We start from the raw sequence: 20,709 nt of genomic DNA on the forward strand, positions 1-20,709 counted from the left end.
TGAACATCTTTATCAGCCATTCTTGGGCATATTCTGGGCACTACGACCGGCTCGCGGAGTGGATTTTTGGCGAAGTGCGGAAGGATCGCGGCTGGCAGCTATCAGTGCTTCGTACCTCAATAGCTGTCTGCCCGCAAACGGCACCGTTCATGCCGCAGATAGGCGCTGTGCGAACGGCAGGATTTGGGAAGCGGCAGCATGCAACGGAACGACCACAACGGAGTCGCAAGCGGCCAAGAAAACGGAATACGCGCCCCTATTTCCCAAAAAAGTCACGGCAAATTCTGCCTGCGATCGGGCATGCGCCCGGCATGAGACGTCTTGCCGGCTGGGCCCGGTCGATGACGCCGGGCCTTTCGGCGCGCGGTGTCAAATACGAGCACCGGCAGGGTCCAGCGAGGCGGCGCGGCTTTCCGGCTCGCGCGCCTGCGCGACAAATGTCTCAACGAGCGGCTCTTCACCGGCTATCGACACGCCCGAGACAGCATCGAAGACGGGAGGATCGACTACAATGCGAACCGCCCACACACCAGCCTCAAAGGGTTCACCCCGAACAAATCTGCAAACCGGTCCAGATCGGACCACGACGTGAACGGGGCGAACGTATAGGCGCGGACAAACGGGAAGCAGGTCAGCCCGTCGACTGCCTTGTGCCGGCTTCTCAGCCGTTCGCGCACGTTTGCAGTTTTCCTTGAAGCCGACTTTCGGCCGCGGAGGATAAACGACTCAGGCGATGAATATCCGATCGACCACGCTGCCTGGCCTGGTCTGGAACCGACGCTGGTCGAGCGGTCCACATAGGGCAGGCATCGGGCTCTCAGGCATTCGATTGCGGCAGGCGTTGCCGCGCGGTCTGCTTGTCATGTGGGTGCAAGCCTGCCCGCCACATCGTTGAGCGCATCCAGCTTCGCCTTCTCGGATCCGCCCGAGAATGCAGCATCCAGAAGGCGAACGATTTGTGTGATCTCGTCGAGTTCTTCGGCGGCTTCCTTCACGGTCAGCGGCTGATCATCGTAGGCTTCCACGAAGCGCTGCGTTGCATAGGAAATCAGAAGCAGGGCGGCGGCGTTTCGGGGCTCGCCGGTTATGCGCGCCCTCGCCGCACGGCCGCAAGCGTCATAGGCGCGTACGCTGCCACCCGCCTCGTTCAGGTCTTTTATCAGCGATTCAAACATCACACACTCCTTGGTGTTAGCGTGGCAGTTCCGATTTGCCGCCATGACCGGCGGACCACGAAACCGGATCGTTCAGGAAGTTCTCCACCTCGGCGATTGTTCCCGAGGGAAGCCGGTTTTCGTTCTTGCAGACCTTTATTATGTCCCACCAAGTTGCAAGATAGTGTAGTCGCAGCCGGCCGCTGCGAGACGCCGCGGCGTGTCGGGGAAAATGTCGTCGTAGACCACTGCCAATGTCTTGGCGACCATGGCTCCGCTGCGGGTGATCGCGGTCGCGAATTCGATCTTCGACCCGCCATCGGTGGTCGGATCCTCAACAAGCATAACCCGCGCGCCATCCCTGCGCGATCCCTCGCCCTGCGTGCCGCGGCCAAAGCGCCTGGGCTTCTTGCGTACGCAGAGCATCGGCAGACCAGGCCTGTCCGACAGCCAGGCCGCAAACGGAACGCCCGCCGTCTCGCCACCCGCCGTCGCGTCGAACTGCTCGAAGCCGGCCTGCCTGGCAATGGTGGACGCGGCGACATCCATCAGGGCGGACCGAAGACGCGGATAGGACATCAGCTTGCGGCAATCGATATGGACCGGGCTCGCCAGACCGGCGGTGAAGGGGAAGGGCCGGCCCCGAAATGGACGGCGTTGATCCCCAGGAGCATCTTTGCGGCGGTTTCGCATATCAGCTCCCTATCCGGAAATGTGTTTGAAAACATGCGCGTTTACTGATGGTTGGTCGGGGTCGGCGGGCGCCAGTTCGATCTGGCCTAGGCAGGTTCGGCTTGCATTTCCCAATGCACGTCGAAACCTGGGTCGAAGACGGTGACGGCTCCCTCGGCGGTGTCGATCTTTGCCGGGAAGGTGACGGGTGCGTCGTGTCTCGTCAGCGTCATGCGGGTGTCGTTGGGCGGCAGGCGATAGAAGGCGGGACCGTTGAGCGAGGCGAAGGCCTCGAGCTTGTCGAGTGCGCCTTGCGCCTCGAACACATGCGCAAGAAGCGGCATGGTGTGGATCGCGGTGAAGATGCCGGCGCAGCCGCAGGCGTTTTCCTTCAGCGGGTCGAGGTGCGGGGCGGAGTCGGTGCCGAGGAAGAACCGGGCATCGCCCGAGGTGGCCGCCTCACGCAGCGCCAGCCGATGACTTTCGCGCTTGGCTACGGGCAGGCAGTAATAATGCGGCCTGATACCACCGACGAGGATCGCGTTCCGGTTGATGATGAGGTGATGCGTGGTGATGGTCGCCGCCAGGCTCTTGTCCTGGCTGCGGACATAGTCGACGCCGTTCGAGGTCGTCACATGCTCCATCACCACATGCAGGCCCGGCAGGTGCCTGCGGAGGGGATCGAGCACACGCTCGATGAACACCGCCTCGCGGTCGAAGATGTCGACCTCGGGATCGGTCACTTCGCCATGGACGCAGAGCGGCATGCCGATCTCGGCCATCTTCTCCAGGACCGGCATCGCCTTTGTGATGTCGCGCACCCCGGACTGCGAATTGGTGGTGGCTCCCGCGGGGTAGAGCTTCACCGCGGTGATCACCCCGTCCGCGAAACCTGCGGCGACATCGGCCGGATCGGTCCTCTCGGTCAGATAGAGCGTCATCAGGGGCGTGAAGTCGTGGCCTTCGGGCAGTGCGGCCATGATCCGCTGGCGATAGGCCAGCGCATCCGTCACCGTTACCACCGGCGGCGCCAGATTTGGCATGATGATGGCGCGGGCAAAATTGGCCGAGCTGTAAGGCAGCACCGCCTCCAGCATCGCACCATCGCGCAAATGCAGATGGCAGTCGTTCGGGCGGCGTATGGCGATCGAGGTCATGCCGGCGCCTTGATGAACGCGTCGAGAATGTCGACGGCTGCAATGAAATCACGCAGGTCCATCGCTTCCTTCGGGTTATGCGAGCCGTTCTGGTTGCGCACGAACACCATCGCGGAGGGAACGCCAGCGGCGCCGAATACCGCAGCATCGTGGCCGCCGCCACTCGGCATGACAAAGGGCGCCTGTCCGGTTCTCTCCATCGCCGCTTTCAGCCCGGCGACAAGCGATGGATCGCACAGGGCCGGCTGCGAATAGAGTTCCTCGTCAAGCTCGAAGCGTACTTTGCGATCCCGCTCGACCTGCCGCATTTCGGCGGCGATGAGTGCGCGCATCCTCTCCAGCGTCGCGGCGCTTTGGCTGCGGATGTCCAGACTGAACATGACCTCGTCCGGAATGCGAGACATCGCGTGGCGGTGCGGGTCGGTGCCGACGACGCCGCTTGTCAGCACAAGGTCATCACCCTTTTGCAGAATGGTCGACCAGCTCTCATCGAGCCTGACCAGAAGATCTGCCATGGCAAGCACCGGGTCGCGCCGGAACGCGCGCGGCACTGCGCCGGAGTGGCCGGCTTCTCCCAGGCAGCGTATCGAACGATGGCGAATATTGCCGCGTATGCCCGACACGATCGCGGCCGGTATGTTCTTGCCGATCAGCAGCGGCCCTTGTTCGATGTGAAGCTCGAGATAGGCTTCGATCCTCGACAGATCGATTAGCGGCTCGCCAGCCCGGACGTTGTCCATCGAAACGCCGATTTCGGCCATGTGCTCGTCCAGCGAACGGCCATCGCCTTTGTGGCGCGCGGCAAGCTCGTACGCAGTCAGCCTGCCGGTAAGTGCCTTGGAGCCAATGTAGCAAGGGCCGAACCAGGCGCTTTCCTCGCCGCGCATCGCCAGGACATGCAGCGGTTTGATCCTTGCCGCTCCCTTGGCTGAAGCACGAACGAGACAGACCAGGCCGGCCACGACACCGGCCAGGCCATCAAAATTTCCGCCGAATGGAACGCTATCTACGTGCGAGCCCACGATGGTGAACCGATCGGCATCGCGGAACCCAGGCAGGCAGAAGTTCGCGTTGCCGCCCGCGTCGTGCCAGGCTTCCAATCCGTGCGCCCGGGCGAAGTCGACCAGCAGGGCAAGGGTCTTTGTTTCAATGTCCGAGAATGCCGGGCGGCTGACACCCTCGACGTCGGCCGTGCGCGCGGCAATCTCGTCGAAAAGCGTGCCGGCGATGCGGATGTCGGCGGCGCCGGTGTCCCGCGGCAGGGGCCGGGGCAAGGTCATGGCGCCGCTTCCATGAAGACGATGCCCGACTTCTGCTCGTCGTCTATCACGGTGCCGATGATTTCGCGAACCGAGGCAATGCCTTCGAGTGCGAGCCGCCGCTCCAGTTCGGCTATGATGGACACCATCGCGGTCGGATTGATGAAAGTGGCCGTGCCGACTTGCACGGCAGACGCCCCCGCTATCAGGAACTCAAGCACGTCGTCGGCGGTGGAAATGCCTCCGCAGCCGATAACAGGGATGCGTGTTGCCCTCGCGCATTGATACGCCATGCGAAGCGCGATCGGTTTCAATGAGGGACCGGAGAGCCCGCCCATGAGATTACCGAGCTTGGGGCGGCGGGTGCGGGTGTCGATCGCCATCGCCAGAAGGGTGTTGGCAACGACGAGAGCGTCCGCGCCGCCTTCCTCGGCCGCGCGCGCAACCTCGGGCGTCTCGCCGGTATTGGGAGTGAGCTTCGCCCACAGCGGCAGGCGCGTTGCCTTGCGAAGCCTGCTCATCACCTCATAGGTCGAGGACGGCCTGATGGCGAACGCCTTGCCGTCTTCCTCGATGTTCGGACAGGAGACATTCACTTCGATTGCGGCGACACCGTCGATTGAAACCTCGGCGCAAAGCGCTTCGAATTCGTCGGCGGTGTTGCCGGATATGCTGACGACCAGCGGCGTATCGTAGGCGCTGTAGAACGGTGCTGTGTTTTCGATGAAATAGCGAACGCCCTTGCTCGGGATGCCTATCGAGTTCAGCATCGAGCCATCGACCTCGCAGACGCGCGGCGTCGGGTTGCCGCTGCGCAGGTCGCGGGTGATCGTTTTCGTGACATGAGCACCCAGGCACTCGATGTCAAAGACCTCGGCCAGTTCCTCGGAGAAGGTCCCGGAGGCGGGCATGACCGGGTTTTTGAGCCGCAGGCCGGCGATGTCGACTGACATGTCTACCATGGCATCGCCTCCTGAATGTCAAAGACAGGACCTTCGCGGCAGACGCGCAGCTGAACGCGCTGTCCATCCTGCATGAAGGGGCGTACGCAGCAGTGGCACATACCCAGCCCGCAGGCCATTTGCTGCTCAAGTGCGATCTCCCCCGGTATGCCGTGCCGCTTGCCGAGTTTTTGTAGGAGCATGAGCATGCGGTTCGACCCGCAGGTGTAGAAGGCATCGACACCCGACTTCTGGATGAGCGCCTCGATGACGCCCTCCACATGTTCCATGGAAGAGGTACGTTCGGCATCGGTCACGGTTACGATGTCGGCGCCCATGTCGCGGAAATAGTCGATCGACATCAGGACGTCGGCGTGTCTGGCGCTGCAGATCGCTGTCAGCCGGCGACCGCGGTTGCGGGCCTCAAGCGCCAAAGGCGCCAGCGTCGCCAGCCCAACGCCGCGCGCGACGAGCAGCAGATGATGCCAGTCGTCCTCGATGCGGAAGCCCACGCCAAGCGGACCAAGCACATTGAGCGCATCGCCCGGGCCGAGATTGAAAAGCGCGCGCGTGCCGGCGCCCGCCACCTTGTAAAGGAAGTGCAGTTCGCCCCGTTCGGGGAAGAATCCGTAGATGCTCATGGGCCGGCGCAGATATGGCGTTTCGCCGCCGATCAGTGGGCAAAGCAGATGGAAGAACTGGCCGGCGCGGCAACGCCTTAGCAGTTCGGCGGGGGCCCTGAGCGCAAGCCGCATGTACTCGCCGTTGGCCGGATCGTTCGAGACCACGGCGAGGTCGCGCTCGAAAACATCGGTGGCGGGCATGCGGGCGCCCGAGAGAGGAGGAGCCAAGACCTTGCCCATCAGCCGAACACCAGGTTTGGCAGGAAGGTCGAGATCGGCGGTACATATGTGATTACCGCCAGCGCCAGGAGGTTTGCGATCACGAAGGGCCAGATCCCCGAAATAATGGTCATTACCGGTTTGCCAAGCGTGGACGAGGTCACGAACAGGTCGAGCCCGAAGGGCGGCGTGATCATGCCGACCGAAATGTTCAGCGTCACGATCATGCCGAAATGGATCGGATCGATGCCGAATGCGGTCGCTACCGGGTAGAGAGGCGGCACCAGGATCAGCAGGGCCGAATTGGGATCGATGAACATGCCTGCGATGAGAAAGGCGACGTTGACGACGAGCAGGAAGATCACCGGGCCGGCTTCAACCGCGGTCAGGAAGGCCAGGATCTGGTTCGGCACCTGTGCGAGGGTGATGAAGTAGGAGAGCAGGCCACCCAGAGCGAGCAGAATGAAGATGATGGCGGTCGAAATCGCCGCACGTTCGGTGATCTCGAAAAGCTTCTTGAAGGTGAGAGACCTGAAGACCGCGCCTTCGACGAGAATCGCGTAAACGACGCTCGCGGCCGCTGCTTCCGTGGGGGTGAAGAAGCCGGTGTAGATGCCTCCCAGGATGATCAGCGGCATGCCGAGCGCCCAGCCGGCATGGCGGATCGCGGCGACGCGCTCGGACCAGCTGGTCCGGGGGCCGGCGCTCACGCCGCTGCGTCGCGCCTCGACGGCCACCAAAACGGCGAAAACCAGACCAAGCACCAGGCCTGCCGCAATGCCGGCAACGAACAGCCGTGCTACCGACGCGCCGGTCATCCAGCCATAAATGATGAGCGTAATCGAAGGCGGGACCAGCAGCGCGGTCTCGGCGCTCGAAGCGATGAGACCCAGCGAGAACCTGTCACGGAAGCCGGCGGCGCGCATTTCGGGATAGACCATGCGCCCCATGGCCGCCACGGTCGCAGGCGCCGAGCCGGAGACCGAGCCGAAAGCCATCGAACCGCCGATCACAGTATAGCCGATGCCGCCCTTGCGGTGGCCGACCAGCGACTGCACCAATCCGGTGAGGCGGCGGGCAATCTGGCCATCGCCCATCAACTCCGCCGCGAGAATGAAGAAAGGGATCGCCAGCAATGTCGAGTGATTGATGCCGCCGACGACTTTCTGGACGATAACGGGGTCGGGCAACGAGCCGTAGAAGAACTGCTTGGTCATGATCGCCGGAACGCCGAGAACGAGGAACATCTCGAATCCGCACACGAGCATCAGTACGGCCGTGGCAATGACTGTGAACAGGAGGATCATGCGTCGCTCGCTTCTGTCCGCGGGTAGCGACCGATCATGCCCGTCAGGCTAAGCAGATAGCGCAGCGCCAGAAGCGCGAAACCAATCGTCGGCGCCACGTAGAGCCAGCCCATCGGCAGGCCAAGAGTGGGGCTGCGCTGGCCGGTGCCGAACACGAAGCCTGTCATCTTCAAACCCAGCCAGGCCAGGTAGAGCGCGAAGACGAAGCCGACCGCGTCGAGAATTCTGCGCAGCGGCAGGCCGAGCGCGCGGGCGATGCTGGCGCGCCAGGAATCAACGGCGACGTGCCGTCCATATTCAAGCGCGAGGCCCAAGGCCAGGAAAACCAGGTAGACGTTCATCAAGCGAACCGCCTCTTCGATCCAGGCCAGCTCGGATGCTAGGCTGGAGCCGGAGGCGCGCACGACGACATTGGTGAAGTAGAGGCCGACCATCGCGAGAAACAACGCGACAAGCAGCGAGCGTTCCACCAGGCGCAATACCGACAGCGAACGTTGCACTATTCTCCCCCTTTTCCCGAACCAAATGACGAGGCGCGCAAGCGGCCATTCTGCCGGCCGCCCGCGCGCCGCGACAGCGCAACCCTATTTGGTCGCCGCGTATTCCTTTTCGTAAAGGTCGATCAGCGTGGCGCCCTCGTCGCCAGCGCGCTCCACATATGCAGCGCGCGTCGCCGGATACATGGTCTCGCGGAAGGAGACCTTCTCCTCGGCGGTGAGTTCACGCACATCGAGGCCCGCTGCCTTGATCTCATCCAACGAGGCGGCCACCGCCGCGGCCTTATGAGCGATCAGATCGGGGATGACCTCGGCAAAAGCGTCGGTGATCACTGTTTGATGCTCGGCCGGCAGGCTTTGCCAGAAAGCCGGGTTGAAGAGGATCACGTCTTCCATCGCGCCGTGGTTGGAAACAACCAGATATTTCTGCACTTCGTAGAACTTCATCGCGCGGATGGTGTCGAGCGGGTTCTCCTGCGCGTCGACAACGCCGGTTTGCAGCGAGGTGTAAAGCTCGCCGAAGGGCAGCGCGATAGCCGATGCGCCGAGAGATTTGTATTGCTCGATCAGAATGTTGGAATCCATCACACGAAACGTCTGGCCGGCGAAGTCGCCCATGCCGGTCAGCGGCTTGTTGGATGTGAAGTTCTTTTTGCCGTTGGGCCAGAGCATCAGGCATTCGACGCCGCGACTATCGAACGAGTCGCAAAGCGCCTGTCCGAATGCTCCGGCCCTCAGGTCCTGCGCCTTCGTGTCGTCCTCCGGGAGGAGGAAGGGGATGTCGAGAATGGAGATGGCTGGGTTGAAGCCGCCCAGGAATGCCGCGGGAGCAACGGTTGCCTCCAGCGTGCCGAGCTGAACGCCCTCGGTCATTTCACGCTGCTGGCCAAGCTGGCCCTGCGGGAATATCTGAAACTCGACGGCGCCGTTGGTGCGTTCCGCAACCAGCGCAGCCACCTTTTCAAGATGGATATGGCGCGACTGCTGGGTCGATTCCAGATGGCCGATCTTGGCGACGAAGTCCGCCGCCCGGGCGCCGACCGCGCTCGTTGCAATGATGACCGAAGAAAGGGCCAGGCTGCGAAGCAATTGTTTCACGGGTTCCACCTCTCGTCTGCTTATTGGATTGCTGCATGTTGGAGCGTATGGACCACCGGAAAGCCTGTCAATCATTTTTTAAAAAATGAGACAAACCGGCAATTTGTCTATTTAATAAGCTTCAGGCATGTTTTCGGGAATCGAATTTGACAATCGGCCAAATGCGGTTCGATAACGGTGATCAATGCAGCTGAGGTCGTTTCGGATGAAAGAACCGTTCGGGGATTCTGTTCGTTTCAAGGACATTGGAGCCCGATTGCGCGCTTATCGCCTTGGCAAGGAACTTACGCCGGACGAGTTGGCTGGAAAGCTCGGCATTTCTCGCGCTGCTCTCTATCGTGCGGAAAAGGGCGAGATTCGCAAGATCGATATGCTCACTAGCATCGCCGACGAACTTGGCGTTTCGCTGGCCAGCCTCATGGGCGTCGGTGTCGAGTATGTCAGCACGGCGATCGCCTTCTTCGAGCGCATGCGGCAGCTCGAGGAGCACTGTCAGCAGATCATCGGGCTGTTCAGTCCGGTCTCGTATCTGCTGACCTCGGACAATTACGATGCCGTTCTGCGGGAGGTGCTGCGTGAATCCGTGCCCGAGGGAATCGAGGCCGAAGGCACGTCGGCCAAAGCAGTCGACGGGCTGCTGGAGATACTTCGGGCCCGGAAAAAGGCATTCAACGCGAACCGGCCGCTGATCGTCAGCCTTATCGCATCGGCCGATCTGGAGCGGTTTCTCCTGCATGGCCTGATCGGCCGCCTCGACCTGCCTGCCGATATCGTCGATTTCCGCCGCAGGCACGCACGTGCGGAGGCCGAATTCATCCTTTCCATGCTGCGGAGCCAGCCGATCGGAATTCAGATCGGCATTGTTCGCGAGCCGGTGCCGGCAACCAGCTTCCAGATATTCCGTCAGGCGGACAGGTCGATGCTGGCAATCAGCCCTTTTCGCCTTGGCGAGCAGCCGAATATCCGGTTGGGCGTGGCGCTCATCACCTCGGCCCCCGAAGCGATGGACCTTCATGAAGGCATCGCAGAACGCTTATGGGGAGAGGCACTGAAAGGGGGCGAAGCGGCGTCCTATCTGGAAGCCATGATCAAGAAATACGCGATCAGGACGTGAAGCAGCCGAAAAATCCTGTGAAGCTTCAAGCCCTGATTTCGTCGGCCGAGTTCGCCAGGATGGAGCGCACCCGGTCAGCCGCTTCTTTTCCCTTCAGGCTGTTCTGCCAGAGTTGCGCCGTGACTTCCTGATGCAGCTTCACCGAATCCTGTGCTGCCGTGATGGTGGCAACGCCGACGCGAATGTTGGCATAAAGACCGAGCCGGAAGGGGCTTACCGCAACCTGCGCCGCGGAGCCCGTTCGCAGGATTTGGAAACTTGCGCCGGGCAGCGAATCCTCGACAAGGCCGATCTGCACTCCCATGGGCTGTTCGGTAAGCAGCCGAAGGATGTTTTCAATCTCGGTCAAAGCCGCTGCGCGCCGTCTCTTCAGCTCGGCGCCGTTGATGCCGTGCCGGCCGACAAATCCGAGCCGCAGCACCTGTTCCAGCTCGGCCGCCGACACGAGACTGACGATGTTGGGGCGGCGGCTGAGGTAACCCGCCTTGCGGGCCAGCAACAGCTCGATGATCTCATCGATCTGGCTTCCTAGATTCTGGCGATTGACCGCGAGCTCAGGCACGCTTTCCATCAGAATCTCCGGCAGAAGCGCATCGAAGCTCTCCGTTGTCAGCAGATACGAAATCGGCCCGAACAGGACGCTGATCTGGTCCGCCATACCCTCAAGCTGACGCACGCGCTCATAGAAGCCCGCTGCCGTTGAAATGAACTCCGATCCGACCCCGAAGAGCGAGGCCACGGAAATGTCGAGGAAATCAGCGATTTTCCCAAGCGCATCCACCCGGATTGGCTGGCCCGCCTCATATCTGTAGATCGCTGCTCGCGACAGGCCGGTTCCCGATGCCACGTCTTCCGGAAGAAGGCCTTTGCCGAGGCGAAATGAGCGCAGGCGCTCGCCAACATGCAGTGCGGTTTCGTATTGCGACGTCATTGTTCTCACAGAGGCTTTTTTCTCAGAAGTATGACTGTCCACACAAATTCACAAGTTGTAGAAAACAGATGCGCACATTCGTATCGGTGAAATGAATCTCAATTCATGGAAACGAGGGTGCTCGCAGGAGGTGTCGGCGATGGATCCGTGGCAATTTTCGCTGCGTCGGCCAGCCGAACCCAAAGTCTGAACCGACCCACCTGCAGCCCGTAAGCCATTCCCAATATTGCGCATCAATGTATGAAAATCTCAATATTGGGATTTTTCTTGACATCGATAATTGCGCGGACGTAGCCTTGCGTCACGCTGCAGCTACGCCAGTGTCCCAGGCCACGCTTTTGATTGACGCCCGAAAGGCCCGAAGTGATCACGGTCCAGCAAATCGCAAAGACCTTTGGCGGCAAGGAAGGCACTGTTGTTGCGCTGGAGCCTTTCAGCCTTGAAATTGCCGAAGGCGAACTGGTGTCGATTATCGGGCCCTCAGGCTGTGGCAAATCCACCTTGCTGCGCATCATTGCCGGCCTGGAAGAGCCGACATCCGGCAATATCGCTCTCGGGACCGCCGATCTCAAACGCCCGGTTGGATTTGTGTTCCAGGATGCCGTTCTGCTGCCCTGGAAGACGGTTGCAGAAAACATCCGCTTTCCGCTGGATACGTCGGGCGTCCCGCGCAGCCAGAGCGACGAGAAGGTCCGCGAGCTCATCAAGCTTATCGGCCTGGAGGGGTTTGAAAACGCCCTGCCCAGGCAGCTTTCGGGCGGGATGAAACAGCGGGCCGCTATCGCCCGCGCCCTGGCCGACGATCCGCCTATTCTGTTGATGGACGAGCCGTTTTCCGCCGTTGATCTACTGACCAGGGAAACGCTGAATGACGAGCTAAGCCGGATCTGGCAGCAGACCGGAAAGACCATTCTTCTTGTGACCCACTCGGTCGATGAAGCGGCATATCTCGGCACCAAGGTGATGGTCATGAGCCCGCGTCCCGGCCGCCTGAAAAAGACCATCGAGGTCGACCTGCCGCTGCCGCGGGACGAGCATACAAGGCGGTCCGCGGAATATCTGGATCTTGTTTCGGAGCTCCGCAACATGATGCGGGAGATGACCGCATGAACGGCCGTCTCCGGGCGAGCCTCGAATACGCCGCCGCGCTCCTGCTCCTGGCTTTTGCCTGGTGGTATGCGAGCGGCCCGATGGCCATGCCGCACTATCTGCTGCCTTCCCCGCAATCGGTCGTCGCGACGCTTTGGGATCTCCTGCAGGACGGGCAGCTCCTACCGCATGTTGCCTTCACGGTTAAAAACATCGTGCTCGGCCTGGTCATCGGGGCGGTCCTCGGGGTCGCGCTTGCCTATCTGCTGTTCAAGATTTCCGGTCTCGCCGAGGTCCTCGAGGGTCCGCTGGTCGTTCTGCAGACGGCCCCGAAGATCGCCCTGGCGCCGCTCATCATCATCTGGTTCGGGCTCGGGCTGACGGCCAAGATCGTCCTTATCGTCAGCCTCGTCTTCTTCCCAGTCTTCGCCGGCGCGCTCGCGGGCCTGCGGGCGATCGACAGCAGGCTGCACGACCTGGCTGACCTTCTTCATCTTTCGCCGCTTCAGCGCCTGGTGAACATCGATCTGCCGGCGTCGCTTCCCGGCATATTCGTCGGCGTGAAAATTGGCGCGATCCAGGCTCTCGTCGGGGCGATCCTGGCCGAGTGGATGTCTGGTGCGCAGGGTCTCGGCTACATGATGACCTTCGCAACAGCGACCTACAAAACGCCGATGCTCTTTGGCGCCGTGTTGCTGACCGCGCTCATCGGCATGGCGATGCATGCCGTCCTCAATGAGACCGAAGCCCGGTTCCTGTCGTGGAACGCTCCCGATGAACCGTAGAACCGTCCCCACCGCGCTGCATCCGTTCACGGACGGTCGTCCGCCGCATCTGCCATGCGGACCGGGCGATGTCTGCGCGGACGTGCTCATTCCGGGCGATCCCGATCGCGTGGCGCTTCTGGCGACCATGCTCGACAGCGTGACCGATTTCGGACGCCGTCGTGAATTCGCGGTTGTGAGCGGGCGCCACAAAGGTCACCCGCTTACCATCTGCTCCAGCGGCATTGGCGGGCCTTCCACCGAAATTGCACTTGTTGAGCTCGCGATGCTTGGCGCAAGGCGTGTCATCCGCATCGGAGGCATGTCGGCTCTGGTCGACGACATTCCGACCGGTTCGTATGTGGTTGCGGACAAGGCAATCGGCATGTCTGGGGTCGCGCCGCTCTATTCGACAGCCGCTGCTGACGAACTCAGTTCTGATCCCGGCCTGTGCGCCGCCCTCCTCGACACCGCGCGAGCCAAGGGGCTTGTGGTTCGGCCCGGCAAGGTGGCGACGAGCGACAGCTACTATCTCGGCCAGGATCGTCCTTTTGCAGCCGCAGCCGCCCTTGAGACCAGTTACCTGGAGAGCTTCCGCAAACGCGGCGCCGTCGGCATCGACATGGAAAGCCAGGTCATTCTTTCCGTGAGCCAGAGAATCGGCCTGAAGGCGGCATGCCTTCTCGGCGTTCACGGCAACCGTGCCACCGATGATTGGCTCGTCGACTACGAGCCCACGCAACGCAATCTTTTGCACATCGCGGGAGACGCGCTGATCCGGGCTCAATCAGAAACCCCGAAGGAGAAGGAATAGGAATATGCATGACAAGCTAAGGAAACTCGCTGCTGCAATTGGCCTTGTGGTTCCCCTTCTAGGCGCCTCGGTTGCCGGCGCGCAGGACAAGGTCGTCTTCCAGATCGACGGCAATGTGGTGCCGTTCTACGCACCGCTATACGCTGGTGTCGAAAACGGGTTTTTCGCGGACCAGAATATCGAGGTCGAATTCCTTTACGCAGGCGCTTCCGACATCCTGACCAATATCGCCGCCGGCAATGTCGACTTCGGGTTCCCGAATGGTGACGCCGTTGTGGCTGCCGCGGCCAATGGCCTTCCTATCAAGGTGGTTCACACCACCTACCAGCGCGGCATCGGCGCCCTTCTCGCCAAGAAGCAAAGCGGAATCCGGACCTATGCCGATCTGAAGGGCAAGAAGGTCGCGGTCACGTCGCTGGGAAGCCCGAACTATCTCCAACTGCAGGTCGGTCTCGCCAAGGCGGGGCTTTCAATCGATGACATCACCGTCGAGGTTGTCGCTTCCGGCGCCATAGTGCAGACGCTGCAGAGCGACGATGTCGACGCCATCGTTTTTTCCGAGCTCAGAAAATACGCTCTTGAGGCGGCTGGGTTCGACGTCACCATGATCCTGTCGAATGATTTCCTGCCTTCCTTCGGCAACGTAGTCGTCACCAGCGCGGCCAAGCTGGCTGAAGAACCGGACCTGGTAAAGCGCTTCACAACGGCCGTAACCAAATCCTACGAGTGGGTCATCGATGGTCATGTAAAGGAGGCGCTCCAGATTTCCATGGACAAATACACGCCGACCTGGGCGGACCAGATGGGCACCCTCACCACCGCGTTCGAAAACACATTCGTCGTCTCTGTCTGGCAGAGCCCGCTGACCAAGGAAAAGGGCCTGGGCGCTGCCGACTTCGATGCATGGCAGATGAACGCAGACATTCTGGCCGAATACAAGGTGATCGACGCCGCGCCGAAGGCAGCGGACTTCGTGGTCGACCCCTCATCGATCGAGTAGCCTAGTGCTGAAACGAAACCTCATCGGACTGTTCGGAATCGTCGCGCTCTGGGGCGCGGCGGTCCCGCTGTTCGCCATTCCAGCCTATCTGCTGCCCGGCCCCTGGCCGGTCTTTCAAAGCCTGGTTTTCCACTTTCAGCGCTCCGCGCTCGCCTGGCACATCTACGTCACGTTGACGGAAATCGTCGGTGGTTTCCTTCTGGGCGCTGCCGTCGGTATCGTCTCGGCTATTCTGTTCTCGCGCTCGCCGGTTCTGCTTCGCCTCTCCACGCCGCTCATCCTGCTCTTGCAGACGACGCCCAAGATCGCGATCGCTCCGCTGCTGCTGCTCTGGCTCGGCCTTGGCGCGGCGCCGAAAATCGTTCTGGTCGCCATCGTCACATTCTTCCCGGTCATGACCGCAATGCTTTCCGGCATTGTCTACATGAACAAGTCGTACGCCGATCTGGCCGGTGTATTGCGCTTGACCGCATGGCAGCGCTTTCGCCATATCGAACTGCCCGCGGCGATCCCGACACTGTTCGCGGGTGCCACCGTCGCCACGACGCTTGCTATGACCGCCGCCGTTGTCGGCGAACTGATGGGCGCCAATAAGGGGATTGGATTCCTGCTCGCCAACGGCCAGGAGAACGCCGACGCGGCCGCAGTGATCGCTATGGTGATACTGCTGTCGTTACTTGGCTGGGTCTTTTTCGCGCTATTGGACTATGGCCGCAGACGCATGGAAAAGCGGTATGTGTGACCAGAGACGCTCCACGTCGCCATACGCAGCTGCACGCCTTTTGCGGGAAGCCGGGCAACTGCGCGGTCTGGAGTGGTCGCGCCTGGTGAGACAGTCTGGCGGCTGGGCTTAAGGTGGATCGGGTTGGATTTTACGCCGCCAATTGCTCCGTCATTTCCGCCGCGGCATAGACCTCGTCGGGCGTCCTGCCGCCAAAGGTCGAGTGCGGACGTCGCTCGTCGTCGTAGTCGATCCAGGAGCCGGCGCCATTGCCGGCCTCGCCGCCGGTCTCGAAGACGCCGAGGAAGACGCACTCATAATTGAGGCTGCGCCACAGCCGCTCGATGAAGACATTGTCCATCCAGCGGAAGCGGCCGTTATGCGCAGGAACGCTGGTGCCCAGGAGAGGACTCGAACCTCCACGCCTTGCGGCACACGGACCTGAACCGTGCGCGTCTACCAATTCCGCCACCTGGGCAGGTGTGCGGCCCCGTTTATGCGGGCGGCCGAGCCGTGTCAATCGGATATCGGCGTGTCACGGCGGGGATTTTGTCGCGGCGGGCCGGTGGCGTGATCGGCGCGTGGCTTGCCGTGACCCAAAACCCGCACGGAGCCTGGCGCGCCGGCCCGCCCGCCAGTGGACCGTCAGGCCGAGCGGCGCGCGCCGCACCGGCAAATTCTCTGCCTGGCCCCGGCCAAGCGCATCCTTGCCGGTGGCAGGCATGACGACGAGGACAGGGCTCGGCCGAAGCTGTCGGATCTTTTTGGCGGACCGGCCGTGCCGGCGCAGCGGGGCCGGTCCGTCGCGGAGCCGAATGCGGCCCGTAAGGGCCGCGGCCTTCGCATCTCAGGCGGCGACCTTGGCAATGCCGGCGCGAAGCTGGGCGGCACTGTCGGAAGCCGCCTTGCCGGCAGCCTCGCCGGCGGCGCGGACGCGCTCGACATTGGCCCTGGCGTTTTCGCGCAGGAACTCGGCCTGGATTTCCAGGGTCTCGCCGACGCTCTTGGCGCCGGCCAGTTTCTCGGCCGTGGTCAGCGCGTGCTGGAGATTGGCGAAACCGGCCTCGACGACGTCGCGGGCGGCGTTGACGGAGTGGCCGACAAAGGTCTCGGTCAGCTTTTCAGCCGAGGCGACGGCATCGCGGGCGCCAAGATGCGCCTGCTCGGCGCGCTCCCTGGCCGAAACCGCGCCACGCTGGGCGAAATCGCGCGCGGCGGCCGGAACGTCCATCTTGCCGTAAAGCCCGTCGAAAGCCTGGCGGAACTGGTCGAAATAGGCGGTGGTCTGGGTCGTGTTGGTCTTGCGGGTCATTTCTGTCTCCATTCTTTGCAAAAGCCATGGGCGCCCCGTCCCTCAGGCCCGGGGCATGACAGGCATATAGGTAGGACTATTGTGCACTGCAACATTATTTGTGCATTGCAATATGGTTCCGCCGTTAGACTCGTCTTCGGTCCCGGCGGCGGTGGCAATGCGGGCGGCGCAGACCGATATGGATAAAGCCGCTCATGCCCGCCGAAGGATCGTCGATGGCCGAGACCCGCTCCCCCCAGCCCGTCCCCGCCGCAGCGCCGGACCGGGACGCCGAAAAGGAACGCGCGCTGAAAAGGATCAAGCGTGCGGCGACGCTGACGCTGTTGATGTGCATCGCGCTTTTTGTCGGCGCGCGCCTCTTGGAGCCGCATGCGCCGGGTCTGGTCTGGCTTGCCGCCTTCGCGGAAGCCGCCGCGATCGGCGGCATTGCCGACTGGTATGCGGTGGTGGCGCTGTTCCGCCGTCCGCTCGGCCTGCCGATCCCGCACACCGCGATCATACCGGCCAACCAGACCCGCATCGCCGACAATCTCGGCGGCTTCATCGAGGCGAATTTTTTGGCGCCGGCGCCGGTGCGCGCCAGGCTCGGCGCGGTCGACTTCGCCGCGCATGTGGCCGACTGGCTCGCCGATCGCGGACGGGCGGACGGGCTGGCACGGTTCATGACCCGCATGGTGCCGCAGACCCTGGACGCGCTGGAAGGTTCCGGCCTGCCGCGTTTTCTCGCCAGGCGGGCGCGCGAACGGATCGAAGCGGTCGAATTCGCGCCGCTGGCCGCCGGGCTGCTGTCGGCCTTCGTCGCCGACCGGCGTCATCAGAAACTGTTCGACGAACTGATCACCGCGCTCGGCCGGTTCCTGAACGACGAGGCCGCGCTCGCCGCGCTGCGCGACAAGATCCGCGCCGAACTGCCGACGCTGGCCCGCTATTTCCGCGCCGACGCCTATCTGCTGCACAAGATCGTCGCCGCCGCCGGAACGCTGCTCGACGAGGTCCGCGCCGACCCCGACCACAAGCTGCGGCACGAATTCGACCGTTTCGCCGCCGATTTCGTCGCCCAGCTCGCCACCTCGCCGGCCTATGCCGCCCAGGCGGAGCGGCTGAAGCGCGAAGTGCTGGCGCGACCCGAGCTGCGAAGCCTTGCCGCCGATCTGTGGGCCGGCCTGCGTCGCTTCCTGCTTGCGGATGCCGGCGCGGACGATTCCGCCACCCGCCGGCATCTGACCCGGCTTTTGACCGATATCGGGCGCCAGCTCGCCCAGGACGACGCCATCCGCGCCGACATGAACCAGGGGTTCGTGACCATGCTGGCGGGATTCGTCGAGACGCAGAAAAGCGGCGTTTCGGCCTTCATCGCCGACCAGGTCAAGCGTTGGGACCTGGCCCAGCTGACACGGCTGGTCGAGCTCAATATCGGCCGCGACCTGCAATATATCCGATTCAACGGCATGATCGTCGGCGGCCTGGCCGGCCTGTTGCTGCATCTCGGCCAGGTGCTGGTGTTCGGCAATTGACGGCGCGGGCACATCGCCTAATCTGAAAGCCGACGGAAACGCCGTCGCCCTGTTGGAGATGGGAGGAATTCATGGCGAAGAAACCGCACTCGGATTCGATCATCGATCTGTTCGCGAAATTCGGCGAAGACCTGAAAATGCCGAACATGGATATCGAACGGGTGATCGAGCACCATCGCAAGAACCTGGAAGCGTTCGAAAAGGCGACCAGAACGGCAGCCGCCGGAGCCGGCGACGTTTTTGGCAAGCAGCGCGCCGCCCTGGAGGAGACACTGCGCGAGGCCAGCGAGATGGCGCGCAGCTTCCAGGGCCCGGGAACCCCGCAGGACCTGCTCGCCAAACAGGCCGATTTCGCCCGGCGCTCCTTCGAGACCGCCGTCCGCAATGCCAGCGAGATCGGCGAGGTGATGCGCAAATCCTCCAGCCAATCGGTCGAGATCCTGCGCGAGCGGATTCGCGAGGCGATGGCCGACATGCGCAACGACAGCGGGTCGCGGACATGATCGCAGCGGTGCCGGCGCGCAAAGGTTCATGACGCACGACAGCGGCGCTGCGGCTCCCGGGCGTCGGCGCCAGATGGAGGTTTATGTCACCGGCGCCGGCGGCGCGCGCCCAACCGTTCCGGTTTCGGCGGCACGGCTGGAGGCGCGGGCGGCAAACGCGATGACGCCGGAAGCCGCCGCCTACGTGATCGGCGGCGCCGGCCTCGAAGCCTCTATGGCGGCCAACCGCGCCGCGTTCGAGCGCCATCGTTTCGTGCCCCGCGTGCTGCGCGACGTCTCGGCGCGCGACCTTGGCGTCGATCTCTTCGGGCGCCGCCACCGCGCGCCATTGCTTCTGGCGCCGATCGGGGTTCTTGAACTGGTTCACCGCCAGGCCGATCTCGCCGTGGCGCGCGCGGCCGCGGCCGAAGACATCGGTCTGGTGTTTTCCAACCAGGCCTCGGTCGCGATGGAGGACTGCGCGGCCGCGATGGGGACCGCGCCGCGATGGTTTCAGCTCTACTGGTCGCGCGACGACGCGTTCGTGCGCTCGCTGCTGGCCCGCGCAGAGAAAGCCGGCTGCGAGGCGATTGTGGTCACGCTCGACACCACGCTTCTGGGCTGGCGGCCGCGCGATCTCGATCTCGGCTACCTGCCGTTTCTGCGCGGCATGGGACTGGCGCAATATCTCTCCGATCCCGTCTTCCGCTCAAAAATCCCGGCCAGGCCGCCCGAGACAGGCATCCGGCCGCGCGGCGCGAAACTGCTTGCCACCGCCTACGGCCTGCATCGCAAGGGGCGCGAATTCGGGCTTTCCATGGCCAAAATGCGCGCCGCCGCCGCCTATTTCACCGCGACCTATTCCCGGCCCGACCTCAACTGGACCGACATTGCGCGCCTGCGCACCATGACCAGCCTGCCGATCGTCCTGAAAGGCGTTCGCCACGCCGACGATGCCAGGCTGGCGCGCGAACACGGCGTCGACGGCATCGTGGTGTCCAATCATGGCGGCCGGCAGGTCGATGGCGAGACGGCAACGCTCGACGCCCTGCCCGGCGCGGTGGCAGCGGCGGGAGACATGCCGGTGCTGTTCGATTCAGGCATCCGCACCGGCGCCGACGTCGCCAAGGCGCTTGCGCTCGGCGCGCGGGCGGTGTTTTTGGGCCGGCCCTATGTCTACGGCCTGGCGCTTGCGGGCGAGACCGGGGTTCGCGAGGTGATCGGCAACATCCTGGCCGAGCTCGATCTGACGCTGGCGCTGTGCGGCCTCGACGGCATCGCGGCCCTCGGGCCCGGCTGTCTTGCCGCGGACGGGCCGCCGGGCCGCACCGAACCGATAGACGGAGGAAAAGACCAGGTATGAGGACAGGGGCGTGATGGCGGGACAAAAGCCAGGCTTCGAGGAGTTGACGCGCATGGCCGGCACCGAGCTCGGCGTGTCGTCGTGGATTTGCGTCGACCAATCGATGATCGATCAGTTTGCCGAGACCACGCGCGACCGGCAGTGGATCCATATCGATGTCGAACGGGCACAGCGCGAAAGCCCTTACAAGGCGCCGGTCGCGCATGGCTACCTGACGCTCTCGCTGGTCGCGGCGATGAGCTACGAGATCGGCGCCATGCCGGACGGCACGGTGGCGGCGGTCAATTACGGGCTCGACAGGGTGCGCTTCCTGGCGCCGGTACGGGCCGGCGCGAACATACGCATGCGCTCCAGGTTGATCTCGTTCGAAAGCAAGGGCGAGCGCCGCTACCTGATGAAATGCCACAACGTGGTGGAGATCGAAGGCGAGGAACAGGCCGCGCTGATCGCCGACACGCTGGCGCTGCTGGTGGCCGCGCCGGACGCCGCGTGATGCGCGCGGATCGACCGACGCGCTGTGAAGCCATAAAACATGACTGTCACTGTCAAGTCAGTTTAGAATTGTTCTAAACTATTGATTTTTCATCCTTTTTAATGCGAATCCGTTTGACATCCGGATTGCTGGGAGTCATGTCTTCGCCCGAAAGCTGAAGCGACTTTTGACTGTCGGGCCTTGAA

General features: G+C 62.9%; 20 protein-coding genes, 1 tRNA gene and 3 pseudogenes. 11 read left to right on the forward strand and 13 right to left on the reverse strand.

Annotated features, from left to right (window positions below; genetic code table 11):
- Positions 1 to 423 precede the first annotated feature (423 nt).
- A pseudogene (locus ACT2B0_RS19495) lies at positions 424 to 609 on the forward strand (integrase core domain-containing protein); the annotation flags it as partial.
- Between the two features lie 251 nt (positions 610 to 860).
- On the opposite strand, the gene ACT2B0_RS19500 reads toward ACT2B0_RS19495, so the two are convergent.
- The 9 genes and pseudogenes from ACT2B0_RS19500 to ACT2B0_RS19540 all read right to left on the reverse strand — a co-directional run bounded on the left by ACT2B0_RS19500 (position 861) and on the right by ACT2B0_RS19540 (position 8,927).
- Complete coding sequence (locus ACT2B0_RS19500) at positions 861 to 1,175, reverse strand: hypothetical protein (RefSeq protein WP_348293312.1); 315 nt, start codon at positions 1,173 to 1,175, stop codon at positions 861 to 863.
- A 16-nt stretch (positions 1,176 to 1,191) separates the two neighbouring features.
- Positions 1,192 to 1,882: pseudogene (locus tag ACT2B0_RS19505) on the reverse strand (orotate phosphoribosyltransferase).
- 51 nt (positions 1,883 to 1,933) lie between these two features.
- Positions 1,934 to 2,983: a dihydroorotase gene (gene pyrC, locus ACT2B0_RS19510; protein WP_473459941.1), complete on the reverse strand. Its 1,050-nt coding sequence runs from the start codon at positions 2,981 to 2,983 to the stop codon at positions 1,934 to 1,936.
- Positions 2,980 to 4,263 (reverse strand): Zn-dependent hydrolase, encoded by a 1,284-nt coding sequence (locus ACT2B0_RS19515; protein ID WP_473459942.1) that lies wholly within the window; start codon positions 4,261 to 4,263, stop codon positions 2,980 to 2,982. The genes pyrC and ACT2B0_RS19515 overlap by 4 nt, the downstream gene beginning before the upstream one ends.
- Positions 4,260 to 5,204, reverse strand: a complete 945-nt coding sequence (locus ACT2B0_RS19520; RefSeq protein WP_348488302.1) for a dihydroorotate dehydrogenase — start codon at positions 5,202 to 5,204, stop codon at positions 4,260 to 4,262. The genes ACT2B0_RS19515 and ACT2B0_RS19520 overlap by 4 nt, the downstream gene beginning before the upstream one ends.
- Positions 5,198 to 6,046, reverse strand: a complete 849-nt coding sequence (locus ACT2B0_RS19525) for a dihydroorotate dehydrogenase electron transfer subunit (protein WP_473459943.1) — start codon at positions 6,044 to 6,046, stop codon at positions 5,198 to 5,200. Before ACT2B0_RS19525 ends, ACT2B0_RS19520 begins: the two co-directional genes overlap by 7 nt.
- A complete protein-coding gene (locus tag ACT2B0_RS19530; RefSeq protein WP_348488305.1) occupies positions 6,046 to 7,332 on the reverse strand; it encodes a TRAP transporter large permease in 1,287 nt (428 codons plus the stop codon). Before ACT2B0_RS19530 ends, ACT2B0_RS19525 begins: the two co-directional genes overlap by 1 nt.
- Positions 7,329 to 7,832, reverse strand: a complete 504-nt coding sequence (locus ACT2B0_RS19535) for a TRAP transporter small permease (protein WP_348488307.1) — start codon at positions 7,830 to 7,832, stop codon at positions 7,329 to 7,331. Before ACT2B0_RS19535 ends, ACT2B0_RS19530 begins: the two co-directional genes overlap by 4 nt.
- An 84-nt stretch (positions 7,833 to 7,916) precedes the next feature.
- The gene (locus tag ACT2B0_RS19540; RefSeq protein WP_348488308.1) at positions 7,917 to 8,927 is read right to left on the reverse strand and encodes a TRAP transporter substrate-binding protein; all 1,011 of its coding nucleotides are present in this window, start codon (positions 8,925 to 8,927) and stop codon (positions 7,917 to 7,919) included.
- 205 nt (positions 8,928 to 9,132) lie between these two features.
- On the opposite strand from ACT2B0_RS19540, the gene ACT2B0_RS19545 reads away from it, so the two are divergent.
- Positions 9,133 to 10,041: a helix-turn-helix domain-containing protein gene (locus tag ACT2B0_RS19545; RefSeq protein WP_348506596.1), complete on the forward strand. Its 909-nt coding sequence runs from the start codon at positions 9,133 to 9,135 to the stop codon at positions 10,039 to 10,041.
- Positions 10,042 to 10,066: 25 nt separating this feature from the next.
- Here ACT2B0_RS19545 and ACT2B0_RS19550 read toward each other — a convergent pair whose 3' ends face one another.
- Positions 10,067 to 10,972 (reverse strand): helix-turn-helix domain-containing protein, encoded by a 906-nt coding sequence (locus ACT2B0_RS19550; RefSeq protein WP_473459944.1) that lies wholly within the window; start codon positions 10,970 to 10,972, stop codon positions 10,067 to 10,069.
- Between the two features lie 363 nt (positions 10,973 to 11,335).
- On the opposite strand from ACT2B0_RS19550, the gene ACT2B0_RS19555 reads away from it, so the two are divergent.
- The 5 genes from ACT2B0_RS19555 to ACT2B0_RS19575 are packed head-to-tail and all read left to right on the forward strand — an operon-like array spanning position 11,336 to position 15,381.
- The gene (locus ACT2B0_RS19555; protein ID WP_348488324.1) at positions 11,336 to 12,082 is read left to right on the forward strand and encodes an ABC transporter ATP-binding protein; all 747 of its coding nucleotides are present in this window, start codon (positions 11,336 to 11,338) and stop codon (positions 12,080 to 12,082) included.
- Positions 12,079 to 12,846 carry an ABC transporter permease gene (locus tag ACT2B0_RS19560; protein ID WP_473459945.1) on the forward strand — a complete coding sequence of 256 codons (768 nt, stop codon included), beginning with the start codon at positions 12,079 to 12,081 and terminating at the stop codon, positions 12,844 to 12,846. Before ACT2B0_RS19555 ends, ACT2B0_RS19560 begins: the two co-directional genes overlap by 4 nt.
- On the forward strand, positions 12,836 to 13,639 hold the full coding sequence (locus ACT2B0_RS19565; protein WP_473459946.1) for a nucleoside phosphorylase: 804 nt from the start codon (positions 12,836 to 12,838) through the stop codon (positions 13,637 to 13,639). The genes ACT2B0_RS19560 and ACT2B0_RS19565 overlap by 11 nt, the downstream gene beginning before the upstream one ends.
- Before the next feature lie 4 nt (positions 13,640 to 13,643).
- A complete protein-coding gene (locus ACT2B0_RS19570; RefSeq protein ID WP_481658425.1) occupies positions 13,644 to 14,639 on the forward strand; it encodes an ABC transporter substrate-binding protein in 996 nt (331 codons plus the stop codon).
- Positions 14,640 to 14,643: 4 nt separating this feature from the next.
- Positions 14,644 to 15,381, forward strand: a complete 738-nt coding sequence (locus tag ACT2B0_RS19575) for an ABC transporter permease (protein ID WP_348488315.1) — start codon at positions 14,644 to 14,646, stop codon at positions 15,379 to 15,381.
- Positions 15,382 to 15,511: 130 nt separating this feature from the next.
- Here ACT2B0_RS19575 and ACT2B0_RS19580 read toward each other — a convergent pair.
- From ACT2B0_RS19580 to ACT2B0_RS19590, 3 genes and pseudogenes are all read right to left on the reverse strand, one after another.
- Positions 15,512 to 15,739: pseudogene (locus ACT2B0_RS19580) on the reverse strand (integrase core domain-containing protein); the annotation flags it as partial.
- A 14-nt stretch (positions 15,740 to 15,753) separates the two neighbouring features.
- A tRNA-Leu gene (locus ACT2B0_RS19585) sits at positions 15,754 to 15,838 on the reverse strand.
- A 369-nt stretch (positions 15,839 to 16,207) separates the two neighbouring features.
- Positions 16,208 to 16,672, reverse strand: a complete 465-nt coding sequence (locus tag ACT2B0_RS19590) for a phasin family protein (protein ID WP_473459948.1) — start codon at positions 16,670 to 16,672, stop codon at positions 16,208 to 16,210.
- 215 nt (positions 16,673 to 16,887) lie between these two features.
- Between ACT2B0_RS19590 and ACT2B0_RS19595 the strand changes: the two genes are divergently transcribed.
- The 4 genes from ACT2B0_RS19595 (at position 16,888) to ACT2B0_RS19610 (ending at position 20,524) form a co-directional block, all read left to right on the forward strand.
- Entirely contained in the window at positions 16,888 to 18,186 is a 1,299-nt protein-coding gene (locus ACT2B0_RS19595) for a DUF445 domain-containing protein (RefSeq protein WP_473459949.1), read from the forward strand.
- 71 nt (positions 18,187 to 18,257) lie between these two features.
- Positions 18,258 to 18,689, forward strand: a complete 432-nt coding sequence (locus ACT2B0_RS19600) for a phasin family protein (protein WP_473459950.1) — start codon at positions 18,258 to 18,260, stop codon at positions 18,687 to 18,689.
- Between the two features lie 28 nt (positions 18,690 to 18,717).
- A complete protein-coding gene (locus ACT2B0_RS19605) occupies positions 18,718 to 20,031 on the forward strand; it encodes an alpha-hydroxy-acid oxidizing protein (protein ID WP_473459951.1) in 1,314 nt (437 codons plus the stop codon).
- Between the two features lie 13 nt (positions 20,032 to 20,044).
- A complete protein-coding gene (locus tag ACT2B0_RS19610; RefSeq protein WP_473459952.1) occupies positions 20,045 to 20,524 on the forward strand; it encodes a MaoC family dehydratase in 480 nt (159 codons plus the stop codon).
- Positions 20,525 to 20,709: the final 185 nt, after the last annotated feature.

This window comes from Nitratireductor sp. J20-h4, from assembly GCF_056780505.1.